The sequence below is a fragment of the Actinacidiphila sp. DG2A-62 genome, from assembly GCF_035825295.1.
In the GTDB taxonomy this organism is placed as follows: Bacteria; Actinomycetota; Actinomycetes; order Streptomycetales; family Streptomycetaceae; genus Actinacidiphila.
Genome location: NZ_JAYMGI010000002.1, coordinates 6,135,060 through 6,158,786, shown reverse-complemented (window position 1 = coordinate 6,158,786; position 23,727 = coordinate 6,135,060). Strand labels below are relative to the sequence as shown.

The 23,727-nt window shown below is 68.2% G+C and carries 24 protein-coding genes and 5 pseudogenes; 13 read left to right on the top strand and 16 right to left on the bottom strand.

The genetic code is table 11. The features are described from left to right. Window positions 1-44: 44 nt before the first annotated feature. The 3 genes from VSR01_RS27665 to VSR01_RS27655 all read left to right on the top strand — a co-directional run bounded on the left by VSR01_RS27665 (window position 45) and on the right by VSR01_RS27655 (window position 2,942). Entirely contained in the window at window positions 45-722 is a 678-nt protein-coding gene (locus VSR01_RS27665) for an MBL fold metallo-hydrolase (RefSeq protein WP_326451802.1), read from the top strand. A gap of 91 nt (window positions 723-813) precedes the next feature. Then, window positions 814-1,728, top strand: a complete 915-nt coding sequence (locus VSR01_RS27660) for a hydroxymethylglutaryl-CoA lyase (protein ID WP_326451801.1) — start codon at window positions 814-816, stop codon at window positions 1,726-1,728. Then, window positions 1,725-2,942 carry a CaiB/BaiF CoA transferase family protein gene (locus VSR01_RS27655; RefSeq protein WP_326451800.1) on the top strand — a complete coding sequence of 406 codons (1,218 nt, stop codon included), beginning with the start codon at window positions 1,725-1,727 and terminating at the stop codon, window positions 2,940-2,942. The genes VSR01_RS27660 and VSR01_RS27655 overlap by 4 nt, the downstream gene beginning before the upstream one ends. A 116-nt stretch (window positions 2,943-3,058) precedes the next feature. On the opposite strand, the gene VSR01_RS27650 is transcribed toward VSR01_RS27655, so the two are convergent. Continuing rightward, complete coding sequence (locus VSR01_RS27650) at window positions 3,059-3,256, bottom strand: ATP-binding protein (protein WP_442785561.1); 198 nt, start codon at window positions 3,254-3,256, stop codon at window positions 3,059-3,061. A 101-nt stretch (window positions 3,257-3,357) separates the two neighbouring features. Between VSR01_RS27650 and VSR01_RS27645 the strand changes: the two are divergent. The 7 genes and pseudogenes from VSR01_RS27645 to VSR01_RS27625 all read left to right on the top strand — a co-directional run. Continuing rightward, window positions 3,358-3,840: pseudogene (locus tag VSR01_RS27645) on the top strand (MFS transporter); the annotation flags it as partial. Then, the gene (locus VSR01_RS27640; protein WP_326453851.1) at window positions 3,814-4,041 is read left to right on the top strand and encodes a hypothetical protein; all 228 of its coding nucleotides are present in this window, start codon (window positions 3,814-3,816) and stop codon (window positions 4,039-4,041) included. The pseudogene VSR01_RS27645 and the gene VSR01_RS27640, both read left to right, overlap by 27 nt. Before the next feature lie 114 nt (window positions 4,042-4,155). Further along, the gene (locus VSR01_RS27635; RefSeq protein WP_326451799.1) at window positions 4,156-4,629 is read left to right on the top strand and encodes a MarR family winged helix-turn-helix transcriptional regulator; all 474 of its coding nucleotides are present in this window, start codon (window positions 4,156-4,158) and stop codon (window positions 4,627-4,629) included. A gap of 63 nt (window positions 4,630-4,692) precedes the next feature. Then, window positions 4,693-5,019 (top strand): hypothetical protein, encoded by a 327-nt coding sequence (locus VSR01_RS27630; RefSeq protein ID WP_326451798.1) that lies wholly within the window; start codon window positions 4,693-4,695, stop codon window positions 5,017-5,019. Window positions 5,020-5,194: 175 nt separating this feature from the next. Next, window positions 5,195-5,491 (top strand): low temperature requirement protein A, encoded by a 297-nt coding sequence (locus tag VSR01_RS38000; RefSeq protein WP_442785560.1) that lies wholly within the window; start codon window positions 5,195-5,197, stop codon window positions 5,489-5,491. Continuing rightward, window positions 5,434-5,991, top strand: a pseudogene (locus VSR01_RS37995) (low temperature requirement protein A); the annotation flags it as partial. The gene VSR01_RS38000 and the pseudogene VSR01_RS37995, both read left to right, overlap by 58 nt. Window positions 5,992-6,031: 40 nt before the next feature. Then, window positions 6,032-6,487: a hypothetical protein gene (locus VSR01_RS27625; RefSeq protein ID WP_326451797.1), complete on the top strand. Its 456-nt coding sequence runs from the start codon at window positions 6,032-6,034 to the stop codon at window positions 6,485-6,487. Window positions 6,488-6,518: 31 nt separating this feature from the next. Here the strand turns inward: VSR01_RS27625 and VSR01_RS27620 are convergent, their stop codons facing one another. Further along, entirely contained in the window at window positions 6,519-6,611 is a 93-nt protein-coding gene (locus VSR01_RS27620; protein ID WP_326451796.1) for a hypothetical protein, read from the bottom strand. Between the two features lie 5 nt (window positions 6,612-6,616). Next, on the bottom strand, window positions 6,617-7,309 hold the full coding sequence (locus tag VSR01_RS27615) for an inositol monophosphatase family protein (RefSeq protein ID WP_326451795.1): 693 nt from the start codon (window positions 7,307-7,309) through the stop codon (window positions 6,617-6,619). Window positions 7,310-7,362: 53 nt separating this feature from the next. Here VSR01_RS27615 and VSR01_RS27610 point away from each other — a divergent pair, with 53 nt between their 5' ends. Then, window positions 7,363-8,259, top strand: coding sequence for a LysR family transcriptional regulator (locus tag VSR01_RS27610; RefSeq protein WP_326451794.1), 897 nt, complete (start codon window positions 7,363-7,365; stop codon window positions 8,257-8,259). Window positions 8,260-8,263: 4 nt separating this feature from the next. Here VSR01_RS27610 and VSR01_RS27605 read toward each other — a convergent pair whose 3' ends face one another. The 4 genes from VSR01_RS27605 to VSR01_RS27590 all read right to left on the bottom strand — a co-directional run bounded on the left by VSR01_RS27605 (window position 8,264) and on the right by VSR01_RS27590 (window position 10,481). Then, the gene (locus VSR01_RS27605; protein WP_326451793.1) at window positions 8,264-8,527 is read right to left on the bottom strand and encodes a hypothetical protein; all 264 of its coding nucleotides are present in this window, start codon (window positions 8,525-8,527) and stop codon (window positions 8,264-8,266) included. 59 nt (window positions 8,528-8,586) lie between these two features. Beyond that, window positions 8,587-8,871: an NAD(P)H-binding protein gene (locus VSR01_RS27600; protein WP_326451792.1), complete on the bottom strand. Its 285-nt coding sequence runs from the start codon at window positions 8,869-8,871 to the stop codon at window positions 8,587-8,589. A gap of 200 nt (window positions 8,872-9,071) precedes the next feature. Continuing rightward, a complete protein-coding gene (locus tag VSR01_RS27595; protein WP_326449367.1) occupies window positions 9,072-9,905 on the bottom strand; it encodes a transposase family protein in 834 nt (277 codons plus the stop codon). Between the two features lie 72 nt (window positions 9,906-9,977). After that, complete coding sequence (locus VSR01_RS27590) at window positions 9,978-10,481, bottom strand: hypothetical protein (protein WP_326451791.1); 504 nt, start codon at window positions 10,479-10,481, stop codon at window positions 9,978-9,980. A gap of 211 nt (window positions 10,482-10,692) precedes the next feature. Here VSR01_RS27590 and VSR01_RS27585 point away from each other — a divergent pair, with 211 nt between their 5' ends. After that, window positions 10,693-11,214 carry a hypothetical protein gene (locus VSR01_RS27585; protein ID WP_326449134.1) on the top strand — a complete coding sequence of 174 codons (522 nt, stop codon included), beginning with the start codon at window positions 10,693-10,695 and terminating at the stop codon, window positions 11,212-11,214. On the opposite strand, the gene VSR01_RS27580 is transcribed toward VSR01_RS27585, so the two are convergent. The 8 genes and pseudogenes from VSR01_RS27580 to VSR01_RS27550 all read right to left on the bottom strand — a co-directional run bounded on the left by VSR01_RS27580 (window position 11,206) and on the right by VSR01_RS27550 (window position 19,551). Then, window positions 11,206-12,038, bottom strand: a protein-coding gene (locus VSR01_RS27580) for an IS5 family transposase (RefSeq protein ID WP_442785559.1) whose coding sequence is annotated in 2 segments (ribosomal slippage) — window positions 11,206-11,684 and window positions 11,684-12,038 — 834 coding nt in all. Because the reading frame shifts where the segments join, the coding sequence is not laid out codon by codon here. The genes VSR01_RS27585 and VSR01_RS27580 overlap by 9 nt on opposite strands. Window positions 12,039-12,078: 40 nt before the next feature. Then, complete coding sequence (locus VSR01_RS27575) at window positions 12,079-12,966, bottom strand: DUF5655 domain-containing protein (protein WP_326451789.1); 888 nt, start codon at window positions 12,964-12,966, stop codon at window positions 12,079-12,081. 171 nt (window positions 12,967-13,137) lie between these two features. Then, window positions 13,138-14,283, bottom strand: a complete 1,146-nt coding sequence (locus VSR01_RS27570; RefSeq protein ID WP_326451788.1) for a hypothetical protein — start codon at window positions 14,281-14,283, stop codon at window positions 13,138-13,140. Continuing rightward, window positions 14,280-16,565, bottom strand: a complete 2,286-nt coding sequence (locus VSR01_RS27565; RefSeq protein WP_326451787.1) for a DEAD/DEAH box helicase — start codon at window positions 16,563-16,565, stop codon at window positions 14,280-14,282. Before VSR01_RS27565 ends, VSR01_RS27570 begins: the two co-directional genes overlap by 4 nt. A gap of 586 nt (window positions 16,566-17,151) precedes the next feature. After that, a pseudogene (locus VSR01_RS37990) lies at window positions 17,152-17,262 on the bottom strand (hypothetical protein); the annotation flags it as partial. A gap of 1,093 nt (window positions 17,263-18,355) precedes the next feature. After that, window positions 18,356-18,796: a hypothetical protein gene (locus VSR01_RS27555; protein ID WP_326451785.1), complete on the bottom strand. Its 441-nt coding sequence runs from the start codon at window positions 18,794-18,796 to the stop codon at window positions 18,356-18,358. A gap of 15 nt (window positions 18,797-18,811) precedes the next feature. Beyond that, a pseudogene (locus VSR01_RS37985) lies at window positions 18,812-18,922 on the bottom strand (zinc finger domain-containing protein); the annotation flags it as partial. Window positions 18,923-19,257: 335 nt separating this feature from the next. Then, complete coding sequence (locus VSR01_RS27550; RefSeq protein ID WP_326451784.1) at window positions 19,258-19,551, bottom strand: hypothetical protein; 294 nt, start codon at window positions 19,549-19,551, stop codon at window positions 19,258-19,260. A gap of 1,317 nt (window positions 19,552-20,868) precedes the next feature. Between VSR01_RS27550 and VSR01_RS27545 the strand changes: the two genes are divergently transcribed. Continuing rightward, window positions 20,869-22,239, top strand: a complete 1,371-nt coding sequence (locus VSR01_RS27545) for a hypothetical protein (protein WP_326451783.1) — start codon at window positions 20,869-20,871, stop codon at window positions 22,237-22,239. Between the two features lie 237 nt (window positions 22,240-22,476). Here VSR01_RS27545 and VSR01_RS27540 read toward each other — a convergent pair. Then, a pseudogene (locus tag VSR01_RS27540) lies at window positions 22,477-23,670 on the bottom strand (IS4 family transposase); the annotation flags it as partial. Between the last annotated feature and the right edge of the window lie 57 nt (window positions 23,671-23,727).

Below are 23,727 nucleotides of genomic sequence, written 5' to 3'. Positions count from 1 at the left end.
AGCCACCGCAACCGAACCCGCCCCCGTCTCGGAAGACAACCGCCATGCCGGAACTGAACACCCCCACGGAATCCATCGAGATCACCTACCTGGGGCACTCCAGCCTCCTCATCGAGGTGAGGACACCAAGCGGCCACGGGACTCGGATTCTCCTCGACCCCGGAAACCTCACCCCGCCGCTGGAGAAGCTCGCACCCGTTGACGCCGTGCTCATCACGCACAGCCACCCCGACCACCTCGATCCCGCGCAGATCCATCGCCTGACCGCATCCGGCACCGTTCCCGTCTTCGGGCCCGCGGACGTCGAGGGGGAACTGCGGGGCACGGACACGCACGTGACGGTGGTGGAGAGCGGGGCGTTCCAGATCTCCGGTGTGCCTGTCACCGCCACCCGCACCGCCCACGAGACGCTCTACCCGGGGGTACCCCTGCCAGAGAACCTGTCATACATGATCGCCGGTCGCGTGTTCGTTCCCGGTGATGCCCTTGCCTTGCCCACCCGCGAGGTCGACGTCCTGCTCGCCCCACTGGCCGGCCCCTGGATGAAACTCGCCGACGGCGTGGACTTCGTCCGCGCCGTCGCGCCCAGGACCGTCATCCCCATCCACGACGCAGGCCTCGCCCCCGCACACCGAGCGCTACACCGGGCTGTCGTCTCCTCGTTCGCGCCAGAGGGAACCGCACTGAAGGTCCTCGACCAAGGCTGGTCGCTCTCGTGCTGAGCCCACCCGTCTTCCTTCGGCGATCGGCCCACCGGCGACCACAACGGGGATGTGACTGCTTCAAATGCCAGCGAACCAATCTGCGCCGTTCGTGGACATCGTCGAAGTAGGACCACGCGACGGCCTGCAAAACGAACGCCGCGCACTGTCCATCGACGCGCGTGTGCAGCTCATCCGTCACCTTGTGGAATGCGGCGCCCGACGCATCGAGGCAGTCAGCTTTGTGCGGGCGGACCGCGTACCGCAGATGGCCGGTGCCGAGGAGGTGCTCGCGCAGCTGCCGAGGCGTCCCGATCTCAGCTACATCGGCCTGGCGCTGAACCGACGGGGAGCCGAGCGGGCAGCCTTGGCCGGCTGCGCTGAGATGAACATCGTCGTCCCCGTCACTGACGCGTTCAGCGTGCGCAACCAGAACACCACCGTGAGCGGAATGATCACCGCAGCCGCGGACTGCGTCCGGATCGCCAAAGAGGCAGGAATCCAGGTCACGGTGACGCTCGCCGTGGCGTTCGGGTGCCCCTTCAGCGGCCCCGTCCCTCTCGCGGCTTTGGAGAGCGTCTACACCAGGATCGCTGCCCTGGGCGTGGACGAGATCGCCTTCGCCGACACCATCGGTGTCGGATCACCGCGTCAAGTCCTTGACATGGCCGAGATGACGACACGGCACGGAACGAAAGCACGGCTCCGATTCCACTTCCACAACACCCGCAACACCGGCTACGCCAACGCGCATCGAGCCGCGCGCCTTGTGGGCCTGCCCTCTGTGGCGCTGGACGCGTCAGTCGGAGGTTTCGGCGGATGTCCGTTCGCCCCCAAGGCAACAGGCAACATTGCGACCGAGGATCTCGGCTACCTGCTGCGACAAGAGGACATCCCGCACACCTCTGTGGACCTCGCGTCCCTGACCACAACCGCTGAGTGGCTCGCCCAACAACTCGGCAGCCCTCTTCGCAGCCTTCTTCCACGCGCGGGCGATTTCCCGCAAGCACCGAGGACCAGCCCATGACGCGAAACGAGATGCGCGGTCCAGTTCGCGCGGAGCGCCCCCTGTCCGGCGTCCGCGTCATCGAGCTGGGGAACTATATAGCGGCGCCCACCGCGGGTAGATTGCTCGCGGACTTCGGCGCGGAGGTCATCAAGATCGAGAGGCCTGGGACCGGCGACGAGCTGCGCAACTGGCGCCTGTATGCCGGATCCACCTCGATGCTCTACCGCACGATCAATCGCAATAAGAAGTCCGTGGTGCTCGACCTGCGCACGCCCGAGGGTCGGCGTGCGGTCCTCGAACTCATCGGGCAGTCCGACGTACTCATCGAGAACTTCCGTCCTGGCACACTCGAACGCTGGGGCATGGGCCCGGATTACCTGACAGAGATCAACCCGGAACTCATCTTGGTGCGCATCTCTGGATTCGGGCAGACAGGCCCCCTGGCTTCACGTCCGGGGTTCGCGGCTGTCGCGGAGGCATGGGGCGGGTTGAGAGCGCTGGTGGGCGAACCCGATCGACCGCCTTCGCGCACCGGTGTGTCGCTGGGCGACTCGCTGGGCGGCTTGTATGGGGCCTTCGGCGCGGTGATGTCCCTGTTTGAGCGCGAACGGCGCAGGCAGGCGGGAGAACGGGGGCGGGCACCCGCGGAGCGGACCGTCGACGTCGCCCTGCACGAAGCCGTCTTCTCGGTCATGGAGTCCCTTGTCGCGGACTTCACTGCGTACGGGATCGAACGTGAACGCACCGGCGGCCGACTCGAAGGCATAGCGCCGTCTAACGCCTACCGCTGCAAGGACGGCAACAGCGTCGTGATCTCGGGCAATGGCGACTCGATCTTCGTTCGGCTCATGGAAGCCATCGGCCGCCCCGACCTCGCGCGCGACCCGAACCTGGCCACCAACGCCCAGCGATGGGCGGCACGAGACATACTCGACGACGCCCTTGAAACGTGGACCTCGACTCTCGTCCGCACAGAGGTGCTGAAGGCCCTGGACCAGGCTGATGTCCCCGCAGGGCCAATTAACACCGCCGCGGACATTCTCGTCGACCCGCAATTCATCGCGCGCGGAATGCTGCAGGACTTTCAAACCGAAATCAATGGACGCGAACGCACCGTCACGTTTCCAGGCATCGTGCCGCTGCTCGGACCGGTGTCCCTGCCGATCGACCACCCAGGCCCGGACCTGGGAGAACACACCGAAGAAATACTCCACAGTCTGAGGAAGAGATGATCACTCGACGGAGGTGAATGCGTGCATCGGTGGAACGATGTAGGCCGACGCCAAGACGCGACGCGGAGCCTGTGTAGCCATCAGTCGTTGGTGCACGCGGGCATACCGCGGCGTGTTCAGGAGACGGCGGTGTCGGTGTGCAGTGGGAGCACGATGCGGAAGGTGGCGCCCTGCCCGGGGGAGGTGTCGATTTCCACTCGGCCGCCGTGGATGGTGATCAGGGAGTGGACGATGGACAGGCCGAGGCCGGCGCCGCCGCTGTGGGTACGGCCTCGGGCAGTGTCGGCGCGGTAGAACCGGTCGAGGAGAAGCACTACGCCAACCAGGCAGCGACCGAACCAGTGAACCTGAAACCCCGTCAACCCGCCCTGACCAGCTAGTCAGCCACTCCCGCGCAGCGGGGGAACCTCACTTCGTCGCCTGGGCTCGCAAGCGCCGCAAGCTGGCGCTGGTAGACGTGCGCTTGCTGGCCCACCGTCCGTTGGCCACCTCCTCCGCGCTGCTTTTCCTGTCCGGCGTCGCTCTCTACGGCGCGATGCTCGTGCTTCCCCTGTACTGGCAGCAGCTCCGCGGTGCGGACGCGCTCGGGGCGGGACTGTTCCTCATTCCGCAGGGGATCGGCACGTTCTTCAGCCGCTCGACGGCCGGGAAGTTGTCCGACCGCATCGGCGCTCGGTGGGTGTGTGTCGTGGGATTCGCGATCGTTGCCGCTGGCACGCTTCCGTTCGCGTTCGCCAGTACCGCCACGAACGAGTGGCTTCTCATGGCTGCCCTGCTGGTGCGCGGTTTCGGATTGGGTGCGGTCACGATCCCGCTCATGTCCGTGGCCTACGTCGGAATCGAACGCTCTGATGTCCCGCACGCCAGCATCATCAGCCGCGTTGCCACCCAGATCGGTGGCGCCTTCGGGGTCGCAGTTCTGGCCGTCATCCTCCATGCCTCGACGAGCAGCGGCACCGTCGGCGGCTTTCAGACGGCCTTCTGGTGCGCGACCGGTTTCGCGGCACTCGGCACCCCGTTGTCGTTCCTGTTGCCGCGTGCCCAACCCAAGCCGACGACCCCCTCTGCAGCACCCCAATCCGCCACGGTGGCAGACTAGGCCCGTCTTCAAGCTGATCTTGCCTGGAGGGGGGCGCGGTCTGGAGGCCTTATGTCCCAGCGATAGCGATAGTTGCGCTAGGATTTTTATCGCGCCACCGCTATCATCGTGGCTATGGATGATCGTGCAGCGCTGTTTGAGAACCTTGAGGATTTCGGCGAGCGACTCCAAAACCTGATCGTCGCCCAAGGGTTGAGCTTCATGGCCGACTACGAGCTGTCGTTCACCCAGGTCCGCGTGTTGACATCGATGGCCAACTCGGAACCGATGCCGATCAAGTCTCTGGCTGAACGACTGGGGCTGTCCGTGCACGCGGCCGGGCGGAACGTGGATCGTCTGGTGAAGCTCGGGCTGGTCGAGCGACGAGAGAGCCCCGTTGATCGAAGGGTCAAGCTCGTGTCTCTGACATCGCGCGCGCAGGAAATCCTCGGTGAGGATCTCGCTCACCGTCGCCAGACATTCCAGGAGTTCGTCGGCCGGGTGCCCGAGGAGCAGGTCCGTGCTTTCAACGATGTTCTCCGGCTGATCCTTGCCGGTAACTACTTCGCCCCCGTCACGCCAGTCAAGGCTCCGCGAGCCCATGAGTAAGAAGAGAGCCGAAATGAGTTCCGACACCCCGCAAGACCGCGACGATCGAGGAACTCGCCCGTCATGGCCCACGTATGGATTTACGGACGCCGCCAGCGCACTGATAGCGCCCTGGGGCTCGTTGCTGTCCTAGCCCGATCCGACACTGTCTCCGCGCTCACGAGTTCGCCGCAGCAGATCACGGCCACGCTGGACGATGGCAGCATTATCGTTCTCGCCGACAGGCGAGGCGGAGGCGGACTGCCCGACGATTATCAGCTCGGCCTGATCGCCCTGCTCGGCCCCGCACGCAGACGGGCAGCCGACACCGGCGACGATGTCGTGATCACCGCCACCGATCACTCGCAGGCCCCCGCATGGACCGTCCAGCGCGCGCAGGACTTGTGGTGAGCGAGATCCCGCCCCCACCACGTGTCCCTGCTGAGCGGACAGCGTCGGGCAAGCAAGACTGCTGACCACACTGCTGACCTGAAGCGAAGCACTCGCAGGGTCGCAGCCCGGCGCGAAGCCGAAACCAGCGGTCCCGCGTCATCTGCCTCCTGGGGGACTCCGCAGGATCGGTGACGTGGAGGGAGAGCGTCCAAGCCAGCATGTCTTAGGGGATTTTGTGTCCGATGCACCCAGTGAAGAGAACGCACCGCGACCCACGGATGAGGAGCGGCATGCTACCTGGCTGGAACTCTTCTTCGACCTGATCGTCGTCGTCGGTACGGCACAACTGGCGCACGTGCTGCACGGAGAGCCGTCTCTGCGGGACGTCGGACAGTACATCCTTCTCTTCCTCGCGTTTTGGACGATCTGGATGTGCTTACGGTCTACGGCAACGCCGCCGGCGACCGGGCGCGCAGCTGGACCATGCTGAGCGCCATGCTCGGCATGGCGATCCTGGCCGCGTCCGTTGCAGGTGTGCACGAAGGCGAGCATCTGCAGGCATTCGCCATCACCTATGTCCTGCTCCGCCTCGTGGCAAGCGGAGTCTGGCGCCGGCGCCGAGAACTGCTGGTCGACTGGCCCCTCGCGCAGTTCGGCGCGGGCGTGATGCCCTGGATCGTCTCCATCTGGGTAGACGGGCCCGCCCGCTACTGGCTCTGGGCCGCAGGCCTTGCCGTCGACCTGTGGGCCACACTCACCCTGTCCGCCCGCAACCTCCAAGAGAACATCCAGGCCCGCCGAACCGCGCTGAAGCAGCGCGCCGAGCACCACGGCGGCCTCAGTGATCGCGACAAGCAAGAGCTCGATTTCACCTTCACCCACATCGCACCGACGCACCTGGGCGAGCGGCTGGGTCTGTTCACCATCATCGTCCTCGGCGAGGGCATCGCCCAGCTCGTGATCGCCAGCTCCGACACCACGTGGGACCGCACCCTGCAGGCACTCGGGCTCCGCCGGCTTCCTGCTGCTGGTGTGCATCTGGCAGCTCTCCTTGGTGCACGGATACGGCGGAGTGCCCAACCTGCGCGAATTCGCCCTCCCGCCGCGCCTGGTGCTGTTTTTGCACTGCATCACCACCGGCTCCCTCACGGCCCTGGCCGCAGGCTTGGGCGCGTTGATAGAGCACCGGCACGACCACCTGCCGGCCAGTGTGCGCTGGGTGCTCTGTGCGAGCTTCGCCGGCTACGTGGTGATCGCCGCACTCGCCGCGCTGGTGGCGCGACCCGCCGAGGACACCCGTGCGAGCTGGACGGGACTGCTCGGCCGCCTGCTTCCGCCGCTGACCGTGACGCTGGCGGTCGGATTCGTCGGGGACGAACTGCCCTCCGTCGCCGTGGTGTGGCTGCTGGCCGCCGCAGCCGTGTGGGCCCTGCTGGGCCACGTGGCACAACGCGGCGGCCACGCACTCCACGCGCGCATGAAGTAGTCGACAAGCGTGCGAAGCGGCAGGTTCCCCGTCAGATGGGGAGGACCTCCAGCGCGGCGCCGTGCACGCCGGGTGCGGCAGCGAGGTAGCTCTTGGTGGCCAGCTCCCAGGGTGTGCCGTCCATGCCGGTCACCACGCCTCCGGCCTCCTGGACCAGGAGGACGCCTGCTGCGTGGGAGCGGACATTGTCGAACTGCCAGTGAAGTGCACGTCCACCCGGCCGGCGGCGACCTGGGTGAGCTGGCCGCTGACCGGAATGGAGACCTGCACGCACAAAGCGGACAACTGCAGCATCGCCGTCACGGCGGAGCCCGTCCGCACCGCGAGCTGCGGGTCGTGCCCCGGCTTGGCCTGGCCGGTCCCGGCCAGTGTGCCGTCCAGCGACGTCTTGGACGAAACCTGCAGCCGGACTCCGTTCAGAAACGCCCCGCCGCCCTCGGTCGCGGTGAACATCTCGTCCAGCGCAGGCACATAGACCACGGCAAGGACCGGGCGGCCGTCACGGACCAGGCACACGCCGATGTTCCAGTCGGGCCGTCCGTGCACGGCGTTGACGTTGCCGCCGACCAGGTCGATGAGCCACCACTGGCCCGCAGCAATCGGACCTGATCCGTGTTCATCATTCATCCAACCCGCATTCGGCAGCGCCTCGGCCAGGGCAGGCCGCAACGACTCGACGACGGCCGCGTCGTTGGCCCGGAGTTGTGTGAGCAGCTCCGGCAGGCCGGATGGACGGAGCCCGGTAGACGAATAGCGGGTCATCATCTGGGCGCCGGCCTGACGGACAGCGTCGACGGTCGCGGCAAGCAGATGCTGGTTCACGGGCACTTCAGAGTTAATCGAAATGGACCTAATGCTGGCTAAGATTTACTTTCATGCACTTGGACTTGAATCTGCTGACCGTGCTGGATGCACTGCTCGAAGAGGGCAGCGTCAGGGGCGCGGCCGAGCGACTGCACCTGTCGTCACCTGCGGTCAGCCGCACGCTGGGCCGCATTCGCGCCGTCACGGGGGACGACATCCTGGTGCGTACCGGCCACTCCATGACCCCCACGCCGTACGCGGTCTCGGTACGGGAGGAGGTGCACCGGCTGGTCAGGCAGGCGCACGAAGTGCTGTCACCGGCCCGCGAGCTGAACCTGGCTGAACTGCAGCGCATCTTCACGGTCCAGTGTCATGACGCGGTGGCCGCGGCCTTGGTGCCGGTGCTGGTGGAGCGGATCCAGCAGCGGGCTCCCGGGGTGCAGTTGAGGGTGCTGGCAGAAAACCGCGTGGACACGGACGACCTGCGGCACGGCCGGGTCGAGCTGGAACTCGGTGGAAGCCGGCCGGGTCTGCCCGAGTTCCGCTCCGAGCTGCTCGGTGCCGACCGGCTCGTCGTGGCGATGCGCGCGGACCATCCGTGCGCCGCCGCATTGGACCTGGGCTCCTACGCGGCGCAGCCGCATGTGGTGATCTCCCGGCGCGGCCGCCTCACCGCATCGATCGATGAGGTGCTGGCTGGCGAAGGTCTGCGGCGACAAGTGGTAGCAGCGGTGGCCACCGTGTCCACCGCCCTGCAGATCGCCGCCCGCAGTGACGCGCTGGTTACCTGCACGGAGATGCTGGGGCGCCCGCTCATCAAGGCGTTCGGCCTGGTGGAACGGCCGCTGCCGGTGGAGTCCGAGGCGGCGGCCATCAACTGCAACTGGCACCAGCGCTTCGATTCCGACCCTGCGCACGTCTGGCTCCGTGAGCAGGTCAGGGCCTCACTCGTGGAGATCGCCGCCTAGTGAGCTACTGCGCCAACGGCAGTGCCACGGCGCCGGGGAAACGAGGCTTCTCGGCCTCGTCGAGCATCGCCGCGGCGACGGTTTCCCGGCTGACCTTCGCGCCGAGGTCGAACAGAGGCCCGCCGTCCAGGCCGGCGGTGCGCCGTCGGGGGCTTTCCGCCCCGTCGTCGAGCACCCCGGCATGGAATACGGTGCCTCCGGCCGCGAGCACAAGGTTGTCCGCTTCGATCTTGTCCGCCAGCCGGTCGCCGAGCACGGTGGCGAGCACACGTGCACCCTCGCCCGCTGCGTCAGCCGACGCGCCGGTGCCGTAGGCGCCGAGCCAGATCACCCGCTGCGGCTGGCTGCGAGCACAGCCCGCGCTCCGGTCAGCAGCGTCCCCGCCTGATCGGTGCCGAGTGCGGACAGGACGACGGAATCCGAGTTCACAACGGCGGCGATGCCGACCGCGTCGTTCACGTCTCCCGCCACCTTCCGCAGGTTGGCAGAATCGGGCAGAGCGATCCGCTCCGGGTGACGCGCGATGGCGGTCACACAGTGGCCACGCTCCAGTGCCTGCCGGGTGAGGGCAATTCCGGTGCGGCCCGAGGCCGCGAGGACGGTGAGGTTCATGTGGGAAACGATAAGGATCCACCCGATTTAACATCAAGTGCACATATCTGACTCTATAAGTTACCTAGACGCAATCGGCGTGCAGCCGTCGTCCCACTGAGATCGTTTCACCCTGAATTCGCAGGTCGCGGTACTGGTGTGAGTCCGTGACGGGGTGCTCGTGCAGGCCGAGGGCCTGATCGTCTTGGGGTGATCGTTCGTCACCGTCGGACCTCGGAGTTCGCTAGGACGAGCAGGGCCCGCAGCAGGGTGGTGGCGTGACGGGCGTTCATGCGGACCTTGGTCAGGACGCGCCAGGTCTTCAGGTTCGCGAAGCCGTGCTCAACGGCGGCGCGTTCGCGGCTGACCAGCCGGTTCGCCTCCCTCTCGGCGTCGGTGAGGCGGCGGGAGCGCGTCGCCTTGCGGCCGGTGATGATCACGGGATTGTCGTCAGGGTCGTCGTCCAGTCCGACGAAGCCGAGGTCGGCAAGGGCGCCGAGGCCGGCCTCGCGCAGATGCGCGGTGATGTGGTCGTGGCGGGCGGCGGTGATCTCGCTGGCCCGGCCGGGACGGGCCGAGGAGATCCAGATCAGGTTGCCCTTCTCATCGGTGAGAGCAAGGAAGAGCAGGCCGTGGGCCTTGTGTTTCCCGCTGTAGTTCTTGCGGTTGGCCGCCCCGGTGCGGCGGCGGGTGCGGACCAGGGTGCCGTCCAGCAGGACCACCGCACCGCCGGAACGGGCGATCTTCTTCAGGGCGCGGTCCAGACGTGGGGCCTTCGCGGCCAGCAGGTCGAGTACTTCGAGGACCCAGCGTCGGACGGTGGCGGCCGAGACCGCGTTGCCGCCGGCCATGTCGGCCAGGCGCTGGTCGTGACGCAGGACAGCGAGCACGACGATCGCCTGGGTGCCGGGGGCGGCCTTGCGCCAGCGCGTGCCCAGCTGCTTGCGGCGCCGGCGTATCAGTCCGGCGACGAGATCGACGGTCCGCTTCGACACGGGAAGCCGGACCTGGTAGACAACACCGGGAGAGCCCCCGGCGGGCGGCTGCTTCTTCACACAGGCGCCAACTCCTGCCGGGGGTCCTCACGTTACGGCCGAAACCGGCCGATCCGCCCGGCGTCAGCGTGGTCAGCACGGCAGATAGCGCCCGGAGCCGTTCCGGGCCAGCCAGCCCCGGCCGGACAGCTTGCGCAACTGCCCTCGGACCGGCTCGACCTTCCCCGGGGTGTTCTCCCGGCCCAGCGCGAGCGCGACGTCCTTGGCCATCACCGGCCCCGCCGCAGCCGTCACGATCTCCATGATCCGCCGGTACTCCGGCGTCAGCACCTCCACCCCCATGCCCTCCTCACGGTCGGGAACCAGCCGCATCCCGGCCGCCCCCGGCGTCACCACCACCACCCGCTCCGGCTCCGGCTCCGGCTCCGGCTCCGGCTCCGGCTCCGGCTCCGGCTCCACGATGCCCGACGGCCGCCTTCCTCCGTCCGTCGCCTCGGCCCACTGCCCGAACACCACCTCGGCCGCCTCCAGCCGGCCCAGCTCGACGTCGATCTCCGCCAGTTCCTTGCGCAGCAGCTCCGCCCGCTCCGTCAGCCGCATCCGCCGCTCGATCGTCCACGTCAGCACGTCCACCATGCGCCTCCCTCCCGCTGCGGAACCTACGAGACGCCCGGATGCGCCACCCCAGAATCCGCGAACCGGCCCGTGGCAGATGATCACCTGCTAACGATCACGGCCGAGAGCAGCGCGAGCGCGTCAATCGCCACCCACACCAGCGGCCCGACCTGCGAATTCAGGATGAAAATCGATCATTGGCCGTGCGGCGGAGACTTAGACATCGTTTCTTATGGTCGGCCCCACCCCCTTCCAGGCGGGGATACTGCTTTCAGTGCTGTTGACATGGATCGCTGAGGTGGCCGAAGAGCCGCTTGCATTGGAGCCGGGTAACCGGCGGGTGGAGTGGGAGACGAACACCTGGTCGCTGGGTGCAGGTGACGAGGACGGGCGGCCGTTGTCCGCTGCCGAGGTGGTCGCTGCCTTCGAACAGACTGCTGCCGGCATCCGGGAACGCATCCGCGAGCTGGGCTTCTCCGGAGTGGCGACGTTCTATGTGTGGCACGACGGGCAGGCCGGGCAGCTCCGGTGCTCGACCGGCTCCGTTCCTCCGGAGGAGTTGCCGTTCGACGGCACCTACAGGGTTGCCGACCAACTTGGTCCGATCGTGGAGGGTTTCCTGGCCGACAACATGCCAGGGGTCGTCGCCTGGCCGGAGCTGGACGAGGCGGACGGCCACTTGGAGCAGGTCATGACGGAGCCTGAGATCGCGCCCTTGCGTGTCTGCACCAGCAGCGTTGGAACCTCACACTGAATGCCCTTGCGCATCTAGGCGGGCGAGTCGGCGGTGGCCGATGAGGATTGCGGCTATGCCGACGAAGGCGAGGAAGTGCTCGGCCTTGCGTTCGTAGCGGCGGTGGAGCCGTCGGCAGCCGGCCAGCCAGGAGACGGTTCTCTCCACGACCCAGCGGTGTCGGCCCAGCCGTTGTGAGGACTCGATGCCTTTGCGGGCGATGCGGGGGCGGATGCCGCGCTCGCGGAGCCATCGGCGCAGGTGGTCGTAGTCGTAGCCCTTGCCGGCGTGCAGTTTCGCCGGCTTCCGTCGCCGGGGCCCGCAGCGGGAGCGGATGGGCGTGATGCCTCGCACGAGCGGCTCCAGGCCCTGGCTGTCGTGCATGTTCGCGCCGGAAATCCCCAGGGACAGGGGCAGCCCGTTCCGGTCGGTGATCAGGTGGATCTTCGATCCGAGTTTGCCGCGGTCGGTCGGATTCGGTCCCGTCAAAGGCCCCCTTTTGTCGCCCGCAGACTGACCGAGTCGATAGCGCACCGCGACCAGTCCAACTCGCCCCGCGCCCCGAGCTCGTCGAGGATCACGCGATACAACCGCGCCCAGACCCGCTCCCGGCTCCACTGGGCGAACCGCCGGTAGACCGTCTGCCAGGCCGGCCCGAACACCGGCGGCAACTGCCGCCACGTGCAGCCCGACGTCGCCACGAAGATGATCGCAGCCAGAGCCTCGCGGTCACCAGCCCGGCGTCGGCCGCCGCCCTGCGGACGTATCACCTCAGTCGGTGGCACCACCCGCCGGAACAACACCCACAACTCGTCCGGCACCAACCGCTCAACCAGATCCGTCATGCACGGAACAACGAACGATCGCGCCATAAGAAACGAAGTCTTATGCGGCGGCGTAGCTGAGCCGAAGCAGCCCGCAGGCGCGTTCCAGATCCTTCTCCGAGCGCAGCCGCAATTCCAGGTCGCCGGTCCCGTGGTGGCCCACGCCGGTCACGTCGCGAGTGAAGCCCGGGATGAGGTCGACGTGTTCGGGGTCGGCTCGCAGGTAGACCAGGACTTCGCGGCGCTGGCTGCGGCCGACGCAGGCGAAGTTGCGAAGCCGCCGGTAGGCCCGGTACTGCTTGCGCTCGATCCGCCGCACGTCCCCTCCGAGCGCCACCAGCGTCTCGTCCAGCGCCGCCCGCAGTTCCCCGGCCGCGCTCGCCCCGGCCGGTCCCTGCCTCGCAGGCCGGAGGGAGCGGGCGCTTGTCTGCCGCCTGTGGCTCGCCGCTCCGGCGGCCACGACCGTCTCCAGGCCGATCAGTTCGCTGCCGAAGAGCCGGTAGCGCACCAGGTCGATGCTGCGCCGGACCTCACGGACCGCGTGCCGGTCATAGCGGGTGAAGTCTTCCGCGACGCAGATCAGCCGGGGCGCGTGCCACCGCACCCCGGACGCAGCCGCCGGTCCGAACCGGTCGCGGACGAGGGCTTGGAATTCCGAGCGGTGGTCGGTCAGCCAGGCCAGGTAGAACAAGCCCTGCATGATCACGCCGGCGTCGCGCCCGCGCTTGTACTCGACCACGACCGGCGAGCCGTTCTCGTCGATCCCCAGCGAGTCGATCCGGCCCCCGTGCACAGGACCGGTGCCGTACTCGCTCGCCAGGAACCGCACGCCGAGCATCGTGTCCATGTGCGCCTCGACCAGACGCTGCACCTCGACCTCAGCTCCGGCGGACCGCAACATCACCTCGTGCACCCCGCCTACGGTGCGAAACAACCTCAGCGACCCCACCCCCCAACTGACCAATCCGGAATCATCACCAGCGCCGCGACCGCGCGTTTTATTTCCAGGATTCGCACGTTCGGACGTGCACCTGGAGCGCACAGGCATGGATGATCGCCCGACGGACCTTCTGCTCTCCCGCCGGGACTGGCACTGGCGTGCTGTCTCGACGGAAGCTGGTTATCTGCCGCGTTGGCGGCGCGCCCTGCGGGCTGCCTCGTATGCGGTGGTGGCGCTGGTGTCGGCGCCCGGTGCCGGGATGAAGTGCCCGGTCGGGCTGGTGGTGTAGGGGTGCCAGCGGTTGTCAGGTCCGAAGCGGAGTTGGATGCCGGCGCCGAGGTCGGTGATGTGGCCGTTGTCCAGGCGTAGTTCTCCGCCGGTTGTGCGACGGGTCGCGACGGTGTGCAGGCACTCGCGTGCGAGGCCGGCGTCGATGTCGCTGTTGTCGGGGTGCGCGGCGGTGTGGGCGCCGCCGGGTCCGTTGTGTCGGTAGGCGAGAAGGATGTGCTTGGTTTCCGCCGGGGTGCGGTCGGCGCGGGAGGCGACGGCGGTGAGCCGGGCTTGTCCGTGCGGGGCGGCGAGGGCGCGGACGGCGTCGATAAAGGGGTCGGTGATCAGGGGTTGGCCGTCCAGAAGTTGTCGTGCGCGCAAGGCCGCGTCGATGAGGAGGAATTCCTGGTCGGGCTTGCTCGGTAGAAAGGGGTCGGGCCGCTGGGCGAAGGCGTCGGGGGAATTCCTGGGACCTGGGGTGGAGGTTTTCGCGCGAGTCGCTCCGCTGGGATTGTGGGGGGTGGGTGATGCCGGCGGGGTGAGGCGGTCGATGAGGCTGGCCGGGGTCAGGCCGCGGAGGGTGAGCAGGAGCAGTCCGCTTCGCTGCTGGAGCTGGCCGGTGACTTCGTGGGCGAGGGCCGCCGCGTGGAGGCAGGCTGTTCCTGGTGTTCGGCAGGTGCAGCCTGTGGTGATCTCCCCGGGGGCGGGGGCGAGCGGCAGCCCTGCGGTGTGGGCGGGATCGACGAGTCCGGCAGGCAGGGTTCCGGCGCGCAGTGCGGTCAGCAGGCCGGGTCTGCCGGCGAGGGCGGTGGTGATCTTCTCCCACTGCACGGCGCTGTAGGCGGGCAGGTGGAGTTCGGCGGTGTGGGCGGGGTTGTTTCTGCCGCTGCTGACTTCGGCGCGGATGGTTCCGTAGGTGGTGGTGACCTGGCTGATGGCGCCGTCGTGGCGGAGTTGGGCGGCGCGGGCGGTGAGCGGAGCGGGCATGAGGCGGGTGGTCTCGGCTGCCCACGCGCGGGCCCAGGGGTCGGTGAGGGTGGGGGTGGGTGGTTTCACGGGGTGGGGGCTTTCAGGGTGACGAGAGCGGTCAGGTCGTGCGTGCTCAGTTCGCTCAGGGCTGCTTCGCCTTGGGTGACCAGAGCGCCCGCGAGTTCTCGTCTGCCGGCGAGCAGGGTGTCGATGTGGTCTTCGACGGTGCCTTCGGCGAGCAGCCGGTGGACGTGCAGGGTGCGGTTCTGGCCGATGCGGTGGGCGCGGTCGATGGCCTGTTTTTCTTTCGCCGGGTTCCAGGGCAGGTCGTACATCACGACGTGCTGGGCCCGGGTGAGGGTCAGACCGTAGCCGGCGGACTGGGTCGTTGCGATCAGCAGGCGGTGTCGGCCGGTCTGGAAGGTGTCGACGGTCTGCTCGCGGGCGGCGGCAGGAACGTCGCCGGTGATCAGTGCGCAGGCGTGGCCGCGGCGCTCGAAGTGGTGGTGCAGCAGGCGGGCGGTGCGGGCGGAGACGGTGAACACCAGTGCGTGCTCGTCGCGTTCGGCGATGGCGGCGACCAGTTCGTCCAAGGCCTGGAGTTTGCCGGAGCGGGCGGCGCAGTCGGGTTCGGTGGCGATGGCGGCGGGCTCGCGGTGCAGGTACTGGTCGGGGTGGTTGCAGATGTGCCGCAGCGCGGAGATCAGGGCCAGGACCTTGCCGCGGCGCTGGATGCCGTCGGCGGTTTCGATCTGGTCGAGGTGCCGGCGCACGACGGTGTCGTACAGCCCGGTCTGCTGCGGGCTCAGCGGCACCGGCTGGGTCTTGATGACCGCGGACGGCAGTTCGGGCAGGATCGCCGGATCGTCCTTCGTGCGGCGCAGCATGAAAGGCTGGACGAGGTTGCGCAGCCGCTGGGCGGCGGGGCCGCGCGGATCGTCCTCGGCGGGTTTGCCGTAGGCGGCGCGGAAGCCGCGGATGGTGTCGAACAGACCGCGGTTGGTCAGGTCGAGCAGCGCCCACAGGTCCGTGGTGTTGTTCTCCAGCGGTGTCCCGGTCAGTGCGAGAGTGACGCGGGCATCGAGTCGCCGCAGGGCGCGGGCGGTGGCGCTGGCGGGATTTTTGGCGAACTGGGCCTCGTCGGCAGTGAGCATGTCCCAGCGCAGTGCCGCCAGCTTCTCCAGGTCTGCACGCAGGGTTCCGTAGGAGGTGACGACGAGGGTGCCGGGCCGTACGTCGGCGAGCGTGCGTTGCGGGCCGTGGTAGCGGACGACGTGGGTGGCCGGGGTGTGCTGGGCGGCTTCGCGGACCCAGCCGGCCAACAGCGTGGTCGGGCACACCACCAGGCTGGGACGCTCGGCGCGGGCTTGGCGGTGGGCGTGGAGCACCAGCGCGGACAGCGTCTTGCCCAGCCCCATGTCGTCGCCGAGGATGCAGCCCAGCCCGAGGTCCGTTCGCGCCGCCAGCCACTGGAAGCCGCGGTGCTGGTAGTCCCGGAGCGTGGTGGCAACCGCTGCGGGAACACGCGCGGGCGCCGTCTCCGGTTGGTGGAGCCGGCCGACGACGGCTTGCAGCTCTCCTTCGGCGACGCAGTCGACGGCCGCGCCGTCGATGCTGACCGTTCCGGTCAGCGCGGCAAGGAGCGCTTGGCCGGCCGGGAGCGGGTCCAAGCGCGGGCGGCGGGCACGGGCCTGCGTCTCCGGGTCGACGAGCACCCACTGGTCGCGCAATCGGATCAGCGGCTCGACGGCATGGGCCAGAGCGTCAAGTTCGGCCGGGGTCAACGGCTGCCCGGCCATGGTGAAGCGCCACCGGAAATCCACCAGGCGGTCCAAGGACAGCGCCCCGGGTCCTGCTGAGGTCGGCGAGCCGACGCTCGCGTGCACGGCGATCGCGTTGCCCACCTGCGCGTCGAACCTCACCGGGAGCCCTGCCGCCGTCAGAGCCGCGGCGCACTCGTGCACGGCCAGCACGGTCCTGGGCTCCAGCAACGCCGTGGCGGGGTCGGGTTGCCGGGCCAGCGGTTCGAGCTGCGGGCAGGTCACTGCAGCGCGGCGAAGCCGGCGGCGGCACCCCTCGCGTTCGGCCTCCCCCAGCGCCGACCAGACCACTGGGGAAGCGGCCACGCCGTCGGGTCCGGTCGTCATGAGCCAGCCGATCAGTTTGGCCGGGACACCGCGGGACGGCCCGGCCGGGGCTGAGATACGCAAGATCATCGACGGCACGATCACCTTGGCGGATGACGCGGCGTCCGCAGCCGCCGCCTGCCGTGCATCGAGCAGGACCGGCCGCCCGGTGAACGGGCCCTCCCCCACGGTCAGCCGGGCCCCTGGCCCGCGGACCAGGAGGTCGGCGATCTCGTGCCACACCAGCCAGACCGTGGCGGCCTGCGCCGGCCCGGCTTCCGCACCGGCCAGAGCCTCGGCCTGAGCCTGCAGAACCCGGTCCGGGCGGCCCACACGCCATGCGGCGAATCCGCTGTCGCTGACACCGGCATACACGCGCCCGTCCCGCACGTACTCCACCCCACGGCGGACGACAGCCGCCCGCCTGCACCTCCCCTCCGGCCGGCGCATCCCGGGAGCACGCCAGCAGCAGGGGCAGAAGCTCCCCAAACGGCGCGCTGCGCGCCACGCCCGCGCCCAAGACCCGGAACGTTCCGTCGCCCGGCGCCCTGCCGGGCCGGAACTCCAGCCGAGCACGCGGGTCGGCCAGAACCGACTCCCAGGACGCCGGGTGTGAAGCCTCCGACGTCTGCTCGGCGGAGGAGCGCCGCGTCTGCGGTTGCGACGACGCGGGCCGCGGGAGCGCACCCGTGCCCGCCCTCTCGACCGCAGCAGGCACCTGGGGGACCACGTTCTCGCCACGGGCCTGGCCCGGCAGCATCAACTGCTGCAACTGGGCCACCAGGGACGCCGCCGCTGCCGTGCGCGCGTCCCCCTTCGAGCGCCCGCTGCCCGAGGCGTGGACCATCGGACCGTCCGGCGGGAACCGGCAGGAAACCTCGATCGTGAACCGCGGCCGGTGCGCCGGCCCGGTACGCGTCAGCCCGCCGTAGACCGGCATGCTGATGCCGCTGCTCTGCGCGAACTCGTTGAGCGCGGCCACCGGGTGGCCGCCGACCCGCAGACGCACCGGCTGCGGGCTGGACTCGGGAAAGGCGACACGCGGCGCAAGCACTCCCGCCAACTGAGCGAGCACCTGCACAGCGGCTGCCTGCCGGGCCTGCTTCAGGACACGGCTGGGGCCACCGTGCCCGACCAGCTCCGCCGGCGCACTGATCACCGCGACGGCGCGGAAACTCTGGTCCGGCGGCCGGCCCTCGCTCTCGTCGCGATACTCCGGCACCGAGCAGCCACCGGTCTGGGCGTGAGCGGCAAGCACGCTCACCGCCCAGGCCGGATACGAGGCCACCGCGTCCATGGCCGCTTCCCGCACACGCCGCCACCCGGATCCGGCCGTCCGCAGCAGCAGCACCTCCAGTTCGCGCACACCCAGTTCCCCGCCCGCGCAGCGCCGGAGAATCTCCTCCTCCAGCCCGGGCGCAGGCAATTCCCGGCGAGCATTCCCCTTCAGCACCCGATAAAAGACCTCCGGGTCGGCCCGCGCGAAACGCTCCGACCCCGCTGCGAGGCCCTCGCCGATACCGACCCCGGCCATCACCGCACGGCCCGCCACTGCACATTCCTCACACAAAAAATCCGACGATCACGAACCAACTCCGCCCTAGAAGGACTCAGGCAGCGCCACGACACCCACACGCTCCTGCGACCGCGCACCGTGCGGCACCGCCGTCCCGCCCGGCCGAGCATTCCCCACCGGGCCACCAGGACCAGCAGACGCCCTGGGAAAATAAACGGACCCATCCCCCCGCCCCCGGTGCTCACGGAACATCGTTTCTTCCAGTTCCGATCGCACACAGGCCAGCAGGCACAGGATATTCTCCATGCGCCTGACGGCACGACCGCCCGGCGAACGCACAGGATAAGCAGCCCCCAGGTCGACAACCACTCCCACAAGCCTCTCGTGCATATCCGACAGGACTCTGCCCACCTCTTTATGCCCATCGAGAGAAAGGCCCGTTCCCCGCCCCAACGCCCCCGGCCCTCTGCTCACAAGGCGGCTTCTGTGCCCGGGTTCATCATCGAACGCGCCGTCTTCAGGAGGTCGTCGCACGGTCCCATCCCACCTTGGCCGCATTCCAACTCATCAGAAAGGAAGCAGACAGCGCCGACCTCTCGACGATCCTGATCGCAGTCTCGTCCACCGCGTATCCGTGCTCCTCGGGCATGACGGCAAAACCGCGAGCGACCAGTCGGTCAGCAGTCTCCCAAGTCTCCTGCAGCGTGAGGCTTCGCAGCGAAGCAAGGAAGAAGCCGACAATGGGGTTGGCCAGAGGCAGAGGGTGTCCTCGCAGCCGCGACTCCTGCCGCATGGCGATCTCCACGAGCAGGCCGAACTCGTCATGATCAAGCACCAACGCGTGCACAACATTTTGGTGGATCGACAAGATAAGCGACTCTGAGTCGTCGGGCACCAGCGGCATATAGTGGCGCTCCCCGTCGAGGGGAAGAATCTGGCGCGCCGGCATCGGCGCCATACTCCTCCTTGCCGACCAGATCCGCCCGCTGTGCAACTGAGAGCGCCCACCCCTATCCGGTGCACACTTCTCCCCCGGCAAGACATGGCAGTCCGGACACGACCGCTCCCTGGCCCTCTCACGCACCTCGGGAGGAACTTTCTTACCCACACTTGCCCCCTCGGAGAAAGATCAGCGCCGACTACCAGGCCATACCTATACCTCTCACGCCGAAGAACATCCTGGCAGACCGGCCGAGCAAGCATCCCTTACGCGCAAAATCCACACCTTAGCTCAACGAGAGGATGATCGGATGATCAGAAACAAACTGAGACCAAGCCGGAATCCAGCCGTTTCTCGCTTCCGCAACTATCGCCACTGGCTACCTGTCGCTGCGTTTGCAAGGACCTCACCGCCTGACGCCCCCGTCCCGGCTAAGTCACTTCAAGCGTCAGCGTGCCAGCCAGCGCGGCGATTCGGTCTCACCCGTCGGCTGCGCGGGCCTTCCGGGAGTGCTTGCGCACCTCGACCTCTACTTCGTAGGGCGAGGCGAGGCCGGCCTCTTCCAGAACCCGTACCCGCTCGACACCCGCAGCGGCCGCGGCAGCGTGCAGTTCGCCGAACGCCTTGTCCTCCTCATCGGTCCAGGGACGCAGCACCTGGCGCTCCCCGCGCTGCGGCGGCTCCGCACCGGCCCTCCGCTCCGCGTCCACCCGCTTGCGGTAGTCCTCCACAGCCGCCCACGCAGCATCCGCAGCGCGTTGCGCTTCCAGCACGGCCGCCTTGCCGTGCAGGTCAAGAAGGTCCTTGTGATCTCAGGCGTCTGGCATGGTCGCAGCATACGAACCACAACCGACACCGGCGCCCACGACACCGATCCGGGCGGACCCGCGCCGCAGGCGCGCGAGCCTGCCCGGATGTAAGGCGCACGCCCTCTTGCAGGCGAGCGGTCGGACTGTCAGCCGACTCGCCTGTTGCAACCGTCGCCGGGCGTCGCCCAGCCCAGCATCTGGAGGTAGTTCGCCGTTGATACCCACCACTGTCTGAGTGCAGGCATGGGTCTCGGACCGTCCACGGCCAGCACGCCGCCGAACGTCCCTAACCAGCGCCGCCAGCGCAGTAGGGGCCTCGCCACGCCGCCGGCACACCGGCTGGCGCAGCGGTGCCGCACCAGTGCCGCTGCAGTGCTTCGTCGCGTCCGCTCGAACACCTCGTGGACCTCGCGGGATGCAAAGCCGAGAAGGCAGGGCTGAAATCTGGACATCCATGGACGAATCTTCCGTGCGGGACATGCGCGGGACGGCGGAGCCGATGCCCTGTCAGGTAAAGCGCTGACCTGCGGAAACTTTTCAATTCGAACAGTCCTCCGGAGCCGTGTGCGCAGGTTCGAATCCTGCCGGGGGCACTTCCGGATTGAGGCTCTGACCAGCAGAAATGCCGGTCAGAGCCTTTCTTGTACCTGCCAAAACACACACGGTCTTCTGACCGTTGCTCTTTCGGCGGGAAAACCCTACAAACCAGCACTGAGCGCACTCCGTACGGCCAGCGCCGCAGGTCAAGCGGCCAGTCATCGAGCGACGACCGCCTCCCCCTTCGCCGAGGGCACCCTGCGGTTCCGACTCACCCGCCGGCCGCGTTCCGCACAAGCAGCCCCACGACCTGCGACGGATGCCACAAACGCAAGAGGTCCCGAGGGTCGTTGCTCCTTACCGACAGCGTCCATAGGCGAGTTGACTTTGTAGAGTTTCGACAGGCATCCGCTGCGTCGCACACGCCCCTGCGGGGGGACTTCCGAGACCGGCGCGAAGGGCTCGCAGCGTCGGCGAGAAGACGTGAGCCGGGATGCCACATCGCCTGACGGGGACGGCTTCCGTCGCTCTTCGTGTTCGATGACCCGTGGCCTTCGACTTCGACTACGAGTGAGCCAGTGCCCATCGGGTGCCTTCAGCGCCGCTGCCCTCCCCGTCTCGTGCTACCGGTTCCGTGCGCCGTGTGCGCACTTGTGTGCGCCCCGACGCCTCCGGCTACGTTCCGCGGCAGCCAGGTCACACGATCACCGTGGGGGAAACATGGCGAGGACAGCACGACAGACCATGAACGCGCTGCGCCGCTCGACGACCTTGCATATCCACTCCACCGCCGAACTCGCCGGGCGCGTCGAGTCCGCCGGGGCGGCACGCGACAAGAAGCGCCGGGAGAAGGGCCAAGAACCTCTGCGCAGGAAGCCGATGCTCGTCCCGATCGACACCCGTGCGGAGTCTGGAATCGAGCTGACGCCATGGCAAGTTCTGCACGCACTGTCCCGCGGATACGCCTTGGCCGGCCAGGGCATGGCCCGTGGGCTCGCCGAGCACTGGCTGAGCCTGAAGTTCTGCGAGGCGCTGGATGGCAACCGGGCTGGCGCGATGGACCTTACCGACAAGGGCCGTACTCCGGAGCGCTGGTACAAGTCCATGCAGGCACGGGAGTTGGCCGTCGGCTTCGGGCTCGCGACAGCGGAGCACCTCGTCCAGGAGCGGTATCCGGACCACATCGTCTCGGTCGTGGAGACCAGCACCGTTCTGCGGGCCGGGTGGCCTCTGGCCGTCTCGCAACGCAACAAGACGGGTCGACCCCGGCCCGACTACCTCATCGAGGCGTGGAAGCCCGGCGAGCCGTCCAAAGTCACCTTCGTGGCCTGCCGGGGTAACCACCAAAAGGCCGGCAAGCGCGCCGGCCGGACCCGAAGCACCACCATCCAACAACTGGTCAAGGGATCCGAGCTCACCGAGGGCATGCAGATCGGTCCCTGGAACAGCGTTCCCTGCCTGGTGCTGTCCACCGAAATCCTCGGCCAGGGCGGGATCGTCGTCAATGTCCTCCAGTCACCGGGAGAAGCCGTTCTCCCCCTGCGCGTGCCGAACACCCCCGGAAACGCCGACGAGGAAATCCCCGACAAAGCGGGCGTCCCGTACCCCAATGCCATCCGCATACCGGCTCGTGCGGGCAGGCGGGCCCGGAACGTCGACGGCTTCCAGATCGACACAGGCGACGTCGCGTGGTTCGGCCAGCTCGTCGCCCGCACCGGCGCGGCCGGCTTGTCCGCGTTCTCGGGCGGGGGCCGGAACACCGCTCAGTACCTCACAGCACGCCAGGGACGCGAGCACTACGACACTCCCAGCGCCGCCGCCACATCAAGTACCGACGACGCCGATTTCCATGTCGGCGGTGTGCGATTCGTCGGCACCGATCATGTCTTCCGCATTGACTCCGTGCGTGTCGAAGCCTTCTCCGGAATGGCCGACAGCCTGTATGAGCTGATCAAGAAGGGCAGCGTCGAAGAATATCGGGAAGAAGCCTTCCGGCTCCGCGCATCGTGGCATGCTGCCGAGTCGGCCGGCTGGAACGGCCCCCTCTCGGTGCGTCCGGATGGCACGCTCATGGCGTTGAGCATCCTGCCCGTCCGCAAGCGACGCGTCCCCTAACCTCAATACCGGTAACTTAGGGCACTGTGACCCGTTTGAACCGTTTGGGTTTGGTGGCGCTGACAATGGTGATGGCCGGGGCGCGTGGGCGGTCTGCAGCCTGGTGGGCTGCGCGTTTGAGGGGCCAGTTGGCGACTTTACGTTTGATGACGGGGAGTTGGCCCTGCGGCGTCGTGGTGGCAGGAGGCGTTCGAGGAGTTCAGCGTGGGTGGCTTTGACCGCGCGGGCGAGTCTGCCGGGGGGAAACGCCGCCTGGTCGGTGACCTGGCGGCGCACGACACGCAGCGAGCGGGCAAAGGAGATCCGGTCGGGATCGTGATCGGCTTGCTGCGCGGCCTGGTGCATGAGCTGCCGGATGGCGTGGTGGACGAGGAGGAAGCCGTAGAGTTCCTGCTCGGCTCAGTCGGGGTGCTGGGAACGCAGCACCAGGCGGGAACCGCCGAGGTGCGCCTTGATCTCGTCGAGGGTGGATTCGAATTCCCATCGCTGTGCGTAGAGTTCGGCCAGTTCTGCGGCAGGGGCCCTGCCGGGGTCCAGGATCGTGGTGAGCAGTCGGTAGACGCCCTCGTGGCCGGCGATGGCGTATTCCACCGCGCGTGCGGGGACCCCGCGACGGGTGTGGTGGATGTCGCTGCGGTCGAAGATCTCCGTGAGGCAGGAGCCGTCCGGCAACTCTTCAACGACGGGTAGTACGAGATCTTTGCGGACTCGCCAGAGCAGGTCGGCCCCGGTCGCCGCGGCCTTGCACCACAAGTCCACGCCGTAGAAGCCGCGGTCGGCCAGCAGCATCATCCCCGGCCCGAGCGACCCCAGGACGGTCCGGGCCAGGGCCTGCTCTCCGGTCCGCAGAGGGCCGAGCGCAGCGTCGAAGACGGCGTGGGTTCCGCACTCCACAAGGTCGACCATGCGGATCTGCGGGTAGCCGACGTTCTGCTCGCCCCGCCCGGAGCGCGGCGGACGGCCGAACGCCTCAACGTTCCCTGTCGTGTCGGGCAGGTCGAACGTGGTGCCGTCGACCGCGGTCAGGCGCCAGCCGCGGTAGAACGCGCCCTGCGTGCCAGGCGCCGCAACCGGCCGGCACACCCGCGCGAACAACGCCCGCAGCGGCACCACCCCCAACCTCGACCTCGCCTTCCAGATCGCCGCCGAACTCGGCACCACTCACGATGCCCCCCACCGCCGCTCACCCTGCAAACCCATGGTCAGCAGCCGGGCGACCTCCTCGTAGCTCTGCTCCGAGAACAGGCACATCGCCAGCACGAAGTAGACAACCAGCCGGGCCAGCAAGAGCCGGTTCCGCTGCTGCACCCGGCCCGTCCCCGCCAACATCTCTTCCACAAGCCCCGCAGGAAACGCCTGCGTCAGCGCCCCGACCGCGACCCGGTCCGACAGACGCCCACCACATGACTTCAGCTGACCCGCTCTCGCCATACCACCAACAACGACCAGAATGCACCTAATTACCGGTATTGAGGCTAATGCCACGGC